This window comes from Burkholderia cepacia, assembly GCF_029962485.1.
In the GTDB taxonomy this organism is placed as follows: domain Bacteria; phylum Pseudomonadota; class Gammaproteobacteria; order Burkholderiales; family Burkholderiaceae; genus Burkholderia.
Window position 1 is genome coordinate 1,205,452 of sequence record NZ_CP073637.1, and the last position, 14,305, is coordinate 1,219,756.

A 14,305-nucleotide genomic window follows, 5' to 3' on the forward strand; every position below is an offset into this window, starting at 1 on the left:
AGCGGCGCGTGCGGCACGCCGGTGAAGCGGACAGCGGTACCGGTGCGTCAGGCGTCGGTCACCCACGCGCCGAACCATTCGCTCGGGCGGGCGATCTCGTCCTGCGCGGCGACGAGTTCGAGTTCGTAGCGACGCGCATCGTAGGTGGCCTTCACGACCGCATGCACGGCCGCGAGCGTGTGCTCGAACGCGGCGCGCACGGAGTCGCCGCGCAGCCGGCAGGCGACGAAGATCGCACTGGTCAGGTCGCCGACGCCGACCGGATGGCGCGGAAATGCGTACAGCGGGCGCTGGCCGATCCACGCTTCGGTTTCGGTGACGGCGAGCATGTTGAAGCGGTCGGCCGGACTGTTGCGGTCGTGCAGGTGCTTGACGAGGATGATCTGCGGGCCGCGACGGATCAGCGCGCGGCACGCGTCGACGGCTTCGGCGACGGTCTCGATGCGCCGCCCGGCGAGCTTCTGCAGTTCGGTATGGTTTGGCGACATGCCGTCCGCGAGCGCCGGCATTTCCTGCACGATGAATTCCTCGACGCCGGGCTCGGGCCGGATGCCACCCGTCTGGCCCATCGCGGGATCGCAGAAGTACCATGCGTCGGGATTCATCGCCTTCACCGAGCGGACGATCTCGACGGCCGCGCGTGCCTGCGGCGGCGAACCGAGGAAGCCGGACAGCACGGCGTCGCAGCGCTTGAGTGCGCCGATCGCGGCGATCCCGTCGACGAGCTGTTCCATCTTCGCGGCATCGATCGCGCTGCCGGCCCAATGGCCGTACTGCATGTGATTCGACAGCTGGACGGTGTTGAGCGGCCAGACGTTGACGCCCAGGCGCTGCATCGGGAACACGGCCGCACTGTTGCCGGCATGGCCGTAGATGACGTGCGACTGAATGCTGAGGACGTTTTTCATGGGAATCGCCTGCACGCGTTTCAGGGTCACGTCACACGATACCCGAGTTCGTCGCACGCGCGGAAGTCGCGCCGCACCGGAGTGTTGCGCGCCGTCGTCAGCGCGACCGCGTAGAATCGCGGGGCGCGAGGCGGCCCGGCTTGCCCGCGTGCGTCTCCAATCACCGTGATCGCCATGCTTTCGATTTGCAAGATGTTGTTGTCCGTTGCGCGCGCTGCCGTGCTCGGTGCGGCCGCCGCCGTGTGCGCCATGCCTGCCGTGGCCGCCGTCGCCGCGATGCCCGCCGGCAACGACGGGCCCGTGTACGGCCCGCGCCTGGAAGGGTTCACCTATCCGGCGCCCGTGCACCTGTACACGTTCGTGTCGCAGCGCGAAACGCTCGAGATGGCGTTTCTCGACGTGCAGCCCGCGCATCCCAACGGCCGTACCGTCGTGCTGCTGCACGGGAAGAACTTCTGTGCGGCCACCTGGGAGGATACGATCGGCGTGCTGAGCCGCGCCGGCTACCGCGTGATCGCACCGGACCAGATCGGCTTCTGCAAATCGTCGAAGCCCGAGCGCTATATACACGTTCCAGCAACTCGCGCGCAACACCCACGCGCTGCTCGAATCGGTCGGCGTGAAGTCGGCGACGATCGTCGGCCATTCGACCGGCGGGATGCTCGCGATCCGCTATGCGCTGATGTATCCGAAGGCGACCGACCAGCTCGTGCTCGTGAACCCGATCGGCCTCGAGGACTGGAAGGCGCTCGGCGTGCCGCCGCTGTCGGTCGACTACTGGTATGCGCGCGAGCAGAAGACGACGGCCGACGGCATTCGCCGCTACGAGCAGGCGACGTATTACGCGGGCAAGTGGTTGCCGTCGTACGAGCGCTGGGTGCAGATGCTGGCCGGCATGTATCGCGGCGCCGGGCGTGATGCGGTCGCGTGGAACTCCGCACTGATCTACGACATGATCCTCACGCAGCCGGTGGTCTACGAACTCGGCGCGATCCGCGTGCCGACGCTGCTGATGATCGGCGACAAGGACACGACCGCGATCGGCAAGGACGTTGCGCCGCCCGACGTGCACGCGAAGCTCGGCCGCTATCCGGAACTCGCGAAGCGCACGCAGGCGGCGATCCCCGGCGCACAGCTCGTCGAATTTCCGGCGCTCGGGCACGCGCCGCAGATCCAGGATCCGGACGCGTTCCACAAGGCGCTGCTCGACGGGCTGGACGCCGTGCACCCGCAGTAACGCGAGGCACGCCGCCGACGGCGCGCGGCTGTGCCGTCAGCGCGCCTCGCTCGCGAGCTCGTCGCGAATCTGCGCGGTCAGTTCGAACGAGCGCAGCCGCGCGGCGTGATCGTAGATCTGCGCGGTGACGATCAACTCGTCGGCGCCGGTTTGCGCGATGCGGTCGCGCAGCTTGTCGCGCACCGTGTCGCGCGAGCCGACCGCCGCGAACGACAGCGAATGCGCGACGGTCGCGAGCTCGAGCTCGTTCGCCTCGAGCACGTCGACGGGCGGCGGCAGCTTGCCCGGCGTGCCGCGCCGCAGGTTGATGAACTGCTGCTGCAGCGACGTAAACAGGCGCCGTGCCTCGTCGTCGGTATCGGCGACGAACACGTTGACGCCGACCATCGCGTGCGGCTTCGGCCACGCAGCCGACGGCCGGTACTGTGCGCGATAGATCTCGAGCGCGCGCATCAGGTAGTCCGGCGCGAAGTGCGACGCGAAGGCGAACGGCAGCCCGAGCATCGCGGCGAGCTGGGCACTGAACAAACTCGAACCCAGCAGCCACACCGGCACGTCGAGCCCGGCGCCGGGCACCGCGCGTACGCGCTGGCCGGGCACCGGCTCCGCGAAGTAGCGCTGCAGCTCGGCGACGTCGTCCGGAAACGAGTCGGCGCTGCCGATCAGGTCGCGGCGCAGCGCGCGCGACGTGGTCTGGTCGGTGCCGGGCGCACGGCCGAGGCCAAGGTCGATGCGCCCCGGATACAGCGAGGCCAGCGTGCCGAATTGCTCGGCGATCACGAGCGGCGCGTGGTTCGGCAGCATGATGCCGCCCGAGCCCACGCGGATCGTCCGCGTCGCGCCCGCGACATGACCGATCACGACGGCGGTGGCCGCACTCGCGATACCCGGCATGTTGTGATGCTCGGCCAGCCAGTAGCGCTGGTAGCCCCAGCGTTCCGCGTGCTGCGCGAGATCGACGGTGTTACGGAACGCTTGCGAGGCGTCGGCGCCGGCCGGAATGGGGGCGAGATCGAGTACGGAAAACGGTGTCATCGGGTGGCCTTCGAATAGGGGAGCGCGGTGATGCGCTTACGCAACAAATGCCAAGGATTTTGCCAAAGGGTTCCGGAACGTGCTGGCGACGCCCCGATACCCATGCGCCTTACAGGGGTGCAGGGTCGAATACCTCGATTGTTGCAAAAATCAAACCAATCGCTGATTAATTACCAATCTTTACGGCGATTGGGCGTGAATCCGCATCGACATACAAATTTGCACGAAACGTTTGATTTTCAAGACTGCAATACGCCTGCAAAGTGCTTACGCTAATGTGAACGTGGCTGTGGCGATAAGGTTCGTCGACGACTCAGCTTTGCCGGAATTGCACCAGTCCGTTTCGCGTAGTGCCGAGCGCGGGGTGCCGCAGACTGATAAAATCCGGCGCCTGCCCATGTTGTGCCGATGGTAGCCATTCGAGTCTTCCCGCATCCCGTCCGGGCATTGCGCGGAGCGAAGCCACGCGAAGCCGGGCATGGCCGTACCCGAATAACGGGTCGTGCTTTCCCCCATTACAGACGCTGCTGGAACAAGGAGTCGGGTCGTGCCCGCGTTCGTCGTAGTCGGAATACCGCATCACGTTCAATCACGCTCAAGCGTTCTCCATGGCGTTCAGGTCGCCGGGAGGCGTTGCGCATGACGCCAACCGCAACGCTGCTCGACTGGCTCCTGATCGTGTTCACGCTGGCCGCGGCCGGCTATGCGCTCGTCGCCGCGTTCGCACCGCGGCCGCGTACGCCGCGCACTGCCGCGCGCGACGGTTTCGAGCCGGTCAGCGTGCTCAAGCCGCTGTGCGGCGCGGAGCCGCACCTGTACGAAAACCTCGCGACGTTCTGCGAGCAGCGCCATCCGCGCTACGAGGTGCTGTTCGGCGTCGCGTCGTCGGCCGATCCGGCGATCGCCGTCGTCGAGCGGCTGCGCGCCGACTATCCCGAGTGCGACATCACGCTGGTGATCGACGCGCGCGTGCACGGCAAGAACCTGAAGGTCAGCAACCTGATCAATCTCGCCGCGCGCGCGAAATACGGCCGCATCGTGATCGCGGACAGCGATATCGCGGTGCAGCCCGACTATCTGGAGCGCGTGACGGCGCCGCTCGCCGACGTGTCGGTCGGTGTCGTCACGTGCCTGTATCATGCGCGCAGCGTCGGCGGGTTCTGGACGCGGATCGGTGCGCAATTCGTCGACGCATGGTTCGCGCCGTCGGTGCGGATCACGCACCTCGGCCGCTCGAGCCGCTTCGGCTTCGGTGCGACGCTTGCGCTGACGCGTGACACGCTCGACCGGATCGGCGGCTTTTACGCACTGAAGGACGAGCTGGCCGACGATTTCTGGCTGGCCGAATTGCCGCGCCGCCTCGGGCGGCGCACCGTGCTGTCTGAGGTCGAGGTCGCGACCGACGTGATCGAGCCGTCGTTCGGGCCGCTGTGGCACCGCGAGACGCGCTGGCTGCGCACGATCCGTTCGCTGAATCCGGCCGGCTTCGCGTTTCTGTTCATTACGTTTACGGTGCCGTGGCTCGCGATCGGCGCGGCGCTCGCGCTGCGTCTCGACGGCACCTTCGCCGGCACGCTGGCGGGCGGGGCGGCCGTGGTCGGTGCATTCGGGCGGCTGGTGCTGCACGCGCGCGGCGAAGATGGCTGGCGCGCGTTCTGGCGCGACCTGCCGCTCGTCGCGGTGCGCGACACGCTGCTGGCGCTCGAGTGGCTCGCGGCAGCGTTCGGCACGCACGTCGTATGGCGCGGCGCAAGGATGACGGTCGTCGGCGGTGAACGCGCGACCGCCGCAGTGGAAGCAGTGGACGGCCGCTAGGGCCGTCGATCGAACCCGGCCCGAGGGCCGAGACGCGCTGCACGGCGAAGCCGCGCGGCGCGACATGACAGAGAGGCGGGCGCCGGCACGGCGGCCCGCGGTTTTTTGACTGAATCGTTGTAACGAATCGAACTATGCAGGCTACCGGAGCATTCATGAAAACGCTGTTCTTGCAGGCCCCTTCGTATGACGGCTTCGACGGCGGAGCCGGCTCGCGCTATCAGGCTAAGCGCGAAATCCGTTCCTTCTGGTATCCGACGTGGCTCGCGCAGCCGGCCGCGCTCGTGCCGGGCAGCCGCGTCCTCGATGCGCCGGCCGATGGCCTGTCGGTCGACGAAACGCTGAAGATCGCCAACGACTACGACCTCGTGATCATCCACACGAGCACGCCGTCGTTCCCGACCGACGCGATGTTCGCGCAGGATCTGAAGAAGATGAAGCCGTCGATGCTGGTCGGCATGGTGGGCGCGAAGGTGATGGTCGATCCGCACAACTCGCTCACGGCGAGTGAGGCAATCGACTTCGTGTGCCGCGAGGAATTCGACTACACCTGCAAGGAAATCGCCGAAGGCAAGCCGTTCCCCGAGATCAAGGGCTTGAGCTGGCGCGCGAAGGACGGCTCGATCGAGCACAACGAAGCGCGTCCGATCCTCGAGAACATGGACGAACTGCCGTTCGTCGCGCCCGTCTACAAGCGCGACCTGAAGATCGACAACTATTTCATCGGCTACCTGAACTACCCGTACGTGTCGATCTACACGGGCCGCGGCTGCAAGTCGCGCTGCACGTTCTGCCTGTGGCCGCAGACGGTCAGCGGCCATCGCTACCGCACGCGCTCGGTCGAGAACGTGCTCGCGGAAGCGAAGTGGATTCGCGACAACATGCCGGAAGTGAAGGAACTGATGTTCGACGACGACACCTTCACCGACGACCTGCCGCGCGCCGAAGCCATCGCCATCGGTCTGGGCAAGCTCGGCATCACGTGGTCGTGCAACGCGAAGGCCAACGTGCCGTACAAGTCGCTCAAGATCATGAAGGAAAACGGCCTGCGCCTGCTGCTGGTCGGCTTCGAATCCGGCGACGACCAGATCCTCGTGAACATCAAGAAGGGCGTGCGCACCGATTTCGCGCGCCGCTTCAGCGCGGACTGCAAGAAGCTCGGCATCAAGATCCACGGTACCTTCATTCTCGGCCTGCCGGGCGAGACGCAGGAGACCATCAAGAAGACGATCGAGTACGCGAAGGAAATCAATCCGCACACGATCCAGGTCTCGCTCGCCGCGCCGTATCCGGGCACGACGCTCTACAAGCAGGCCGTGGAAAACGGCTGGATGGAAGAGAACAAGACCATCAACCTGGTGAGCAAGGAAGGCGTGCAGCTCGCGGCGATCGGCTACGCGCACCTGTCGCGCGACGAGATCTATCACCACCTCGAGCAGTTCTATCGCCAGTTCTACTTCCGTCCGTCGAAGATCTGGGAAATCGTGCGCGAGATGCTGACGAGCTGGGACATGATGAAGCGCCGCCTGCGCGAAGGTGTCGAGTTCTTCCGCTTCCTGCGTGCACACGAGGCCTGATTCGTGGCGACGCAGCGGGCGGCGCGGGCGCTGATCTTCACCGCGGACGACTTCGGGCTGCACCCGCGCGTCAACGCGGCGGTCGAGCGCGCGCACCGCGACGGCGTGCTGAACGCCGCCAGCCTGATGGTCGGCGCGAGCGCCGCGCAAGATGCGATCGAACGCGCGCGGCGGTTGCCGTCGCTCGCGGTCGGTCTGCATCTGGTGCTCGCGGACGGGCCGGCCACGCTGCCCGCGCATGAGATTCCCGCGCTCGTCGGCCGCGACGGGCGGTTCGGCGATGCGATGGCGAAGGACGGCTGTCGCTTCTTCTTCCTGCCGCACGTTCGTGCGCAACTGCGCCGCGAGATCCGTGCGCAGTTCGACGCGTTCGCGGCGAGCGGCCTGCCGCTCGACCACGTGAACGCGCACAAGCATTTCCATCTGCATCCGACCGTGCTGTCGATGATCATCGAGATCGGCCGCGACTACGGGCTGCGCGCGGTGCGGCTGCCGTACGAGACGAGCGCGCCCGCGCTGCTCAAGCCGTGGATCGCGCTCGTGCGCGCGCGGCTCGACCGCGCGGGGCTCGCGCACAACGACTACGTGGTCGGGATCGAGCATACGGGAGCGATGGACGAGGCCGTGCTGCTCGATGCGCTGGCCAAGCTGCCGCCGGGTGTCGGCGAGATCTACTGCCATCCGGCCGAAGCCGGCGACGGCCCGATCACGCCGACGATGGCCGCGTACCGCCCGGTCGACGAACTCGATGCGCTGCTGTCGCCGCGCGTCGCGGCCGCGTTGAAGGCCGCGGGTGTCGCGACCGGCGGCTTTGCCGACGTGTTCGGCCAGCCTGCGGCGCGGCGGGGCGCTCGAGCACCGCGCGCACCGGGAGCGCAGCCGTCATGAGCAAGTGGGTCAAATGGCTTGGCTGGCCGATCGGCATCGGCATCCTGCTCGCGCTGGGTCTGCACGAAGGCGTCGGCGACGTGTCGCAGATGCTCGCGCGCGCCGGCTACGCGCTGCTGTGGCTCGTGCCGTTCCATGGGCTGCCGCTGCTGCTCGATGCGTATGCGTGGCACCTGCTGCTCGACAAGCGCTCGTCGCTGCCGTTCCTCTGGTGGATCGCGACCGTGCGCGAGGCCGTGAACCGGCTGCTGCCCGTGGTCGGGATCGGCGGTGAGATCGTCGGCATCCGGCTGGCGCGCTGGCAGGTGCCCGACGCGAGCCGCGTCACCGCGTCGGTGATCGTCGAGGTGCTCGTGACGATCGTCGTCCAGTATGCATTCGCGGCGCTCGGCCTCGTGCTGCTGCTCGCGACGACGGACAACATGGGCGGCGGTACGATCGGCCTCGCGCTGTTGCTGACGCTGCCGTTGCCGGTGCTCGGCGTCGTGCTGATGCGCCGCGGCGGCGTCTTCCATGCGATCGAGCGTTTCGCGGGCCGCCTGCTCGGCGATTCGCACCGGCTGTTGCAGGGCGTCGACGGCAAGCGGCTCGACGCCGACATCGACTCTTTGATGTCGCGCACGGGCCTGCTGTTCAGCGCATTCTTCTGGCAGCTGGCTGGTTACGTGCTGGGCGCGCTCGAGATCTACTGGGCGCTCGCGCTGCTCGGCCATCCGGTGTCGATCGGCGGCGCGATCGCGATCGAGGCGATGACGCAGGCCGTGCGGCATGCGGCGTTCATGGTGCCGGGCGGGCTCGGCGTGCAGGAGGCGACCGTCGTGCTGCTCGCGCAGATGTTCGGTGTCGACCGCGAGACGGCGCTGTCGCTCGCGGTGGTCAAGCGCGGCCGCGAGGTGCTGTTCGGCTGCCTGGCGCTCGGCTCGTGGCAGCTTGCCGAGCTCGTGCGGACGCGCCGCCGCATCGGCGTGCCGCCGACCGTGCCGCGCGCGCCGCAACCGGCGACCCGCGTGTCCGAGGCCGAAACCGAAACGACGCATTGAACACGAGACGGGCCGCGCGCCCGTCTCGCGCTTTTGGCGTCGCACGGGTATCCTTGCCGCGTGTTTTCTTCACGCGCATTTCTTCCGATGATTTTCCGATTCCGGCTGCTTCCCGTGACGATGCTGGCCGCCGCGCTGGCGCTGACCGGCTGCGACGACAAGCAAGGCGACCTCGACGTGCAACGTATCAGGGACTTCTTCAACGCGATCAAGCCCGCGCCGCTGCTGTTGAAGGGGCTGAAGGTCGGCGAATCGACCGAGGCCGACGTGCGCGGCACGATGGGCAAGCCCGAGATCGTGCGCGAGTTCACCGACGGCTCGAAGCGCTACGAATATCCGCGCGGCCCGATGGGCAACCAGACCTGGTTCGTCGATCTCGATGCGAACGGGCGCTACGCGGGCGCGACGCAGGTGCTGACCGCCGAGAATTTCGCGAAGGTGCGCCCGGGGATGAACGAGGACGAGGTGCGGCGCCTGCTCGGCAAGCCCGGCGACATCGCGCAGTATCCGCTGAAGCCCGAGACGGTCTGGAGTTGGCGCTGGCTCGAGGACGGCGTCAACACCGACGCGTTCTTCAACGTCCATTTCGGCCCGGACGGCCTTGTCTATACGACTTCGCGCTCCGACATCCTGAAGGGACGGTAGGCGCGGCCGACCGCCTTCGGCGCTATATCGAAAAAGCGACCGGAAAATTGCAAAAAGTCCGCTTCCCTGCGTGTCATCCGACTGTCAGGAAGCGGCTTTTTTCCTTTTGAAACAGCGGCGTAGGACCCGGTCGCAAATGGTGGGGCAGGTTGCTGCGATGCAGCAATCGTACGCAAGGTGATTTGAGGCAATCAATTTCGCTTGCGACTATCCGCGTCAGCCCGGCGCGGGACAGGCAGACGCGTCGGCATTCATTCCAACTCTGGAGACGCGCGTGTTCCTTTACGGCTTTGGTCCTGTCCTCTGGGCCGGCACCGTGCAGACCATCGAGCTGTCGGTGCTGTCGCTCGCCACTGCGGTGGCGCTGGGGCTGATCGGCGCGGTGGCGAAGCTGTCGCCCAACCGGGTATTGCGAGCGATCGCGACCGGTTATACGACGCTGATCCGCTCGGTGCCCGATCTTGTGCTGATGCTGCTGCTGTTCTACAGCATCCAGATCTGGCTGAACCAGTTCACCGACCTCGTCGGCTGGGACCAGATCGACATCGACCCGTTCGTGGCCGGCGTGTTGACGCTCGGCTTCATCTACGGCGCGTACTTCACCGAGACCTTCCGCGGCGCGTTCCTGTCGGTCCCGCGCGGCCAGCTCGAGGCCGGCGCGGCTTACGGGATGAGCGGTGCGCGGGTGTTCGTGCGGATCATGTTTCCTCAGATGATGCGCTTCGCGCTGCCGGGCATCGGCAACAACTGGCAGGTGCTCGTGAAGGCGACCGCGCTGGTGTCGATCATCGGCCTCGCGGACGTCGTGAAGGCCGCGCAGGACGCCGGCAAGAGCACGTTCAACATGTTCTTCTTCATCCTCGTCGCGGCGCTGATTTACCTCGCGATCACGACCATTTCCAACCTCGTGCTGATCCAGCTCGAGAAGCGTTATTCCACGGGCGTGCGGCACGCAGAACTATGATCGAGATCCTCCAGGAATTCGGCAAGGCGTTCCTTTTCTGGGACGGCCAGCGCATCTCCGGCCTCGCGGTGACGTTGTGGCTGCTCGTGGCGTCGATCTCGCTCGGCTTCGTGTGCGCGGTGCCGCTCGCGGTCGCACGCGTGTCGAAGAAGAAGTGGGTGTCGATGCCGGTACGCTTCTACACGTACGTGTTCCGCGGCACGCCGCTCTACGTGCAGTTGCTGCTGATGTACACGGGCATGTACAGCCTCGAATTCGTACGGTCGCACTCGTTGCTCGACGCGTTCTTCCGCAGCGGCTTCAACTGCGCGATTCTCGCGTTCGCGCTGAACACCTGCGCGTACACCACCGAGATCTTCGCCGGTGCGATCCGTGCGATTCCGCACGGCGAGGTCGAGGCGGCGCGCGCGTACGGGATGTCGCCGTTCACGATGTACCGCCGCGTGATCCTGCCGTCGGCGCTGCGCCGTGCGTTGCCGCTGTACAGCAACGAGGTGATCCTGATGCTGCACGCGACGACCGTGGCGTTCACGGCGACCGTGCCGGACATTCTCAAGGTTGCGCGTGACGCGAATTCCGCGACCTATATGGCGTTCCAGTCGTTCGGAATCGCCGCGCTGATCTATCTTGCGGTATCTTTCGCACTCGTCGCGGCGTTTCGCCGCGCGGAGCGCCACTGGCTCGCGTATCTCGCGGCCGCCCGTCATTGATTCACATCGAGGAGAGCCAGTTGGCCGAGATCACTCAAACGAACGGTGCCACCAAGCTTGCGGCGCTCGACATCCACAAGCGCTATGGCGACAACGAGGTGCTCAAGGGCGTGTCGCTGAACGCGAAGGCCGGTGACGTCATCAGCATCATCGGTGCGAGCGGCTCGGGCAAGAGCACGTTCCTGCGCTGCATCAATTTCCTCGAGCGGCCGAATGCGGGGCAGATCGTCGTCGACGGCGAGGCCGTGCGTACGAAGGCCGACCGTGCCGGCGCGCTCGAAGTCGCCGATCACAAGCAACTGCAGCGCATTCGCACCAAGCTCGCGATGGTGTTCCAGCACTTCAACCTCTGGGCGCACATGAACGTGCTCGAGAATGTGATGGAAGCCCCCGTGCATGTGCTTGGCATTTCGAAGAAGGAAGCCGAGGAGCGTGCGCGCGAGTACCTGGAGAAGGTCGGCCTGCCGCCGCGCGTCGAGAAGCAGTATCCGTCGCATCTGTCTGGCGGCCAGCAGCAGCGCGTGGCGATTGCGCGAGCGCTTGCGATGCATCCGGACGTGATGCTGTTCGACGAGCCGACGTCGGCGCTCGACCCCGAACTCGTCGGCGAAGTGCTGAAGGTGATGCAGAAGCTCGCCGAGGAAGGCCGCACGATGATCGTCGTGACGCACGAGATGGGTTTCGCGCGCAACGTGTCGAATCATGTGATGTTCCTGCATCAGGGGCGGACCGAGGAAGAGGGCGATCCGAAGGAGGTGCTGGTGCGCCCGCAGAGCGAGCGGCTCAAGCAGTTCCTGTCGGGCAGTCTCAAGTAACGCGACAGGGCAGGTTTCAAACGTGGTACCGGTGTCTCGTCCCGCAGGCGCCACCCGCACGACGCAGGTGGCGATCGTTGCATTGCCGCCCGTGTCGATGTCGGGTGTGGGTCCGATCGTCGATGCGTTGAACCTCGCGAACGAGATCGACGGGCGGCTGTTGTATCGCTGGCAGGTGTGTTCGTGGGACGGGCGGCCCGTGCCGCTTGCCGGCGGTGCGCAGTGGCATGCCGATGCGGCGTTCAACGATGCGATCGCGTGCGACTGGCTGATCGTCGTGACGGAGCGGTTCCAGCAGTTTGCCGATTACCGGCTGTTTCTCGCGAGTCTCGCGCGGGTCGGGCAGCGGACGCCGGTCGTGACCGGCATTCACCACGGCGTGTGGTGGCTCGCGATGGCCGGGCAGCTTTCCGGGTATCGCGTGAGCGTGAACTGGGAGACGTATCAGCAGTTCGCCGAGCAGTTCGAGCGGTCGATCGTCACGCAGCAGATCTTCGAGATCGATCGCGATCGGGCGACCTGTGCCGGTGGGCAGGCTACCGTGGATTTCATGCTGGCCATGATTGGCCGGGAGCACGGGGCGGACCTCTCGGAGCGGATTGCCGATGCACTCGGGGTCGGGACGTTGCGCAGCGGCGAAGAGCGGCAGCGGATTCCTTTCGTGACCGCGCCGGGCGAGCGGCATCCCCGGTTGAACGATGCGTTGCAGCTCATGGAAGCCAATATCGAGGATCCGTTGACGACGGATGAAATCGCCGAACTCGTTGGCGTTTCACGCCGGCAGCTCGAGCGGCTCTTTCGACAGTATCTCGGGGCGATGCCCTCCAAGTATTACCTCAATCTCCGATTGCTCAAGGCAAGGACGCAGTTGCAGCGGACCAGTAAGTCTGTCGTCCAGGTCAGCCTCGCCTGTGGGTTCTCTTCTGCTGCGCACTTTTCTAACGCGTACCGCGAAAGGTTTGGGGTCACGCCTCGGGAAGATCGGCGAGCGTGGCTCGAGAAGCAGACTGGTGGGGGTAGCGAGCCTCGCGGGGGCGCGTTGGTTGAGCGTGGGGGGAAGGATTGATTTTGTTTTTTGCGGTTCGCCTTTGTTTGGCGTGAAGTACCTGTGATCGTGTCGGTCTATTAGTGTCGCCCCTGCGCGGGGCGGCGGTTACTTTTCTTTGTCTTGCCAAAGAAAAGTAACCAAAAGAAGGACCTATCCGTCATTTTGTGGGCGGGGCATATCATGAGGTGTGGCAGCCATGGATATGCCGATGAAGAAGAGACAAACCGTAGCGCGTCAGGCAGCGGCCCGAGGGCCGCTGCCTGAACTGCCCAAGGAACTGCTGGACCAGTTGGTCAAGGGTCCAATGTCGCCAGCCGAGGTTCAGGACTTGATGCTGGCGTTCAACAAGGCGGTCATCGAACGAGCGATGGGCGCCGAGATGAATCTGCATCTGGGCTACCCACCTGGCCAGCCCAAGCCGGCCGGCCAAGCCAACGAGCGCAACGGCGCCAGCGGCAAGACAGTCATCACCGATCGCGGCCCGGTTCGGGTCGAAGTCCCCCGCGATCGCGACGGCAGTTTCGAGCCGATCCTGATTCCCAAGCACGAACGCCGCTTTACCGGTTTCGACGAACGCATTATCGCGATGTACGCACGTGGCATGAGTGTGCGCGAGATTCAGGCCTTTCTGGCCGAGAGCTACGGCACCGAGGTCTCGCCCGACTTCATCAGCTCAGTCACCGACGAGGTCATGGCCGACGCGTTGACCTGGCAGAGCCGCCCGCTTGAGGTGATGTACCCGGTGGTGTTCTTCGATGCACTACGGGTCAAGATCCGTGACGACGGCGTGGTCAGCAACAAGGCCGTGTATCTTGCCTTGGGCATTCAGGCCGATGGCCAGCGCGACGTGCTGGGCCTCTGGATCGAGCAGACCGAGGGCGCCAAGTTCTGGCTCAAGGTATTCAACGAGCTCAAGACTCGCGGCTGTCAGGATATCCTGATCGCCGTCGTCGATGGCCTAAAAGGGTTGGCCGAGGCCATCGGCACCGCCTATCCCCGGACCACCGTTCAGACTTGCATCGTGCATCTGATCCGCAACAGTCTCGAGTACGCCAGCTACAAGGACCGCAAGGCGCTCGCCGCAGCACTGCGTCCGATCTACGCAGCCGCCAGCGAAGAGGCGGCAAGGCAGGCGCTGCAAGACTTCGCCGACGGTCCCTGGGGTGCGAAGTACCCGACTGTCGTGCAATCGTGGCAACGCGCTTGGGAACACGTCATACCGTTCTATGTGTTCCCGCCGGAGATTCGACGGGTCGTGTACACCACGAACGCCATAGAAAGTTTGAACATGCAGTTGCGCAAGATCATCAAGACCCGCGGTCACTTCCCGAATGACGAGGCGGCCATCAAGCTGCTCTGGCTGGCGCTGCGCAATGTCCTGGCCAAGACCGTGCGGTCCGCCTTCGACTGGAAATCAGCGATGAACCAGTTTGCTATCCTGTTCGGCGAGCGGTTTATGCAGGCGCGCGGATAACCTGTTGTTCAACCGCCTCGCCCACGAAAATGCGGACAGGTTCCAAAAGAAAGGCGCTCGGAGAACGCATGACTTCCCGGTGCCGTAGTCGTCAGAGTGGTTCGCATCTAAGTGTCCGCGCCAGTCAGGAACACGGAGTGGTTCGAGCA

The 14,305-nt window shown here is 65.5% G+C and carries 12 protein-coding genes and 1 pseudogene; 11 read left to right on the plus strand and 2 right to left on the minus strand.

Annotated elements, in window-relative coordinates; all coding sequences use genetic code 11:
- Positions 1-47: 47 nt before the first annotated feature.
- Positions 48-908 carry a pyridoxal kinase PdxY gene (gene pdxY, locus KEC55_RS05675; protein WP_282507086.1) on the minus strand — a complete coding sequence of 287 codons (861 nt, stop codon included), beginning with the start codon at positions 906-908 and terminating at the stop codon, positions 48-50.
- Positions 909-1,082: 174 nt separating this feature from the next.
- Here pdxY and KEC55_RS05680 point away from each other — a divergent pair.
- Positions 1,083-2,145: pseudogene (locus KEC55_RS05680) on the plus strand (alpha/beta fold hydrolase).
- A gap of 36 nt (positions 2,146-2,181) precedes the next feature.
- Here KEC55_RS05680 and KEC55_RS05685 read toward each other — a convergent pair.
- Positions 2,182-3,180, minus strand: coding sequence for an LLM class flavin-dependent oxidoreductase (locus KEC55_RS05685; protein WP_089425872.1), 999 nt, complete (start codon positions 3,178-3,180; stop codon positions 2,182-2,184).
- Between the two features lie 639 nt (positions 3,181-3,819).
- Here KEC55_RS05685 and hpnI point away from each other — a divergent pair.
- The 10 genes from hpnI (at position 3,820) to KEC55_RS05735 (ending at position 14,156) form a co-directional block, all read left to right on the plus strand.
- Positions 3,820-4,995, plus strand: coding sequence for a bacteriohopanetetrol glucosamine biosynthesis glycosyltransferase HpnI (hpnI, locus tag KEC55_RS05690; RefSeq protein WP_282507087.1), 1,176 nt, complete (start codon positions 3,820-3,822; stop codon positions 4,993-4,995).
- A 134-nt stretch (positions 4,996-5,129) separates the two neighbouring features.
- A complete protein-coding gene (gene hpnJ, locus KEC55_RS05695; protein WP_348995344.1) occupies positions 5,130-6,572 on the plus strand; it encodes a hopanoid biosynthesis associated radical SAM protein HpnJ in 1,443 nt (480 codons plus the stop codon).
- A 3-nt stretch (positions 6,573-6,575) separates the two neighbouring features.
- A complete protein-coding gene (gene hpnK / locus KEC55_RS05700; protein WP_282507089.1) occupies positions 6,576-7,460 on the plus strand; it encodes a hopanoid biosynthesis-associated protein HpnK in 885 nt (294 codons plus the stop codon).
- Positions 7,457-8,500: an HpnL family protein gene (locus KEC55_RS05705; RefSeq protein WP_282507090.1), complete on the plus strand. Its 1,044-nt coding sequence runs from the start codon at positions 7,457-7,459 to the stop codon at positions 8,498-8,500. The genes hpnK and KEC55_RS05705 overlap by 4 nt, the downstream gene beginning before the upstream one ends.
- An 87-nt stretch (positions 8,501-8,587) precedes the next feature.
- Positions 8,588-9,145, plus strand: coding sequence for a lipoprotein (locus tag KEC55_RS05710; protein ID WP_034186545.1), 558 nt, complete (start codon positions 8,588-8,590; stop codon positions 9,143-9,145).
- A gap of 274 nt (positions 9,146-9,419) precedes the next feature.
- Positions 9,420-10,109 carry an ABC transporter permease gene (locus KEC55_RS05715; protein ID WP_282507091.1) on the plus strand — a complete coding sequence of 230 codons (690 nt, stop codon included), beginning with the start codon at positions 9,420-9,422 and terminating at the stop codon, positions 10,107-10,109.
- A complete protein-coding gene (locus tag KEC55_RS05720; protein ID WP_176046877.1) occupies positions 10,106-10,819 on the plus strand; it encodes an ABC transporter permease in 714 nt (237 codons plus the stop codon). Before KEC55_RS05715 ends, KEC55_RS05720 begins: the two co-directional genes overlap by 4 nt.
- A gap of 20 nt (positions 10,820-10,839) precedes the next feature.
- Complete coding sequence (locus KEC55_RS05725) at positions 10,840-11,634, plus strand: ABC transporter ATP-binding protein (protein ID WP_176046878.1); 795 nt, start codon at positions 10,840-10,842, stop codon at positions 11,632-11,634.
- A 22-nt stretch (positions 11,635-11,656) separates the two neighbouring features.
- On the plus strand, positions 11,657-12,700 hold the full coding sequence (locus KEC55_RS05730) for a GlxA family transcriptional regulator (protein ID WP_282507092.1): 1,044 nt from the start codon (positions 11,657-11,659) through the stop codon (positions 12,698-12,700).
- 184 nt (positions 12,701-12,884) lie between these two features.
- Positions 12,885-14,156, plus strand: coding sequence for an IS256 family transposase (locus tag KEC55_RS05735; protein WP_282507486.1), 1,272 nt, complete (start codon positions 12,885-12,887; stop codon positions 14,154-14,156).
- Positions 14,157-14,305 lie beyond the last annotated feature (149 nt).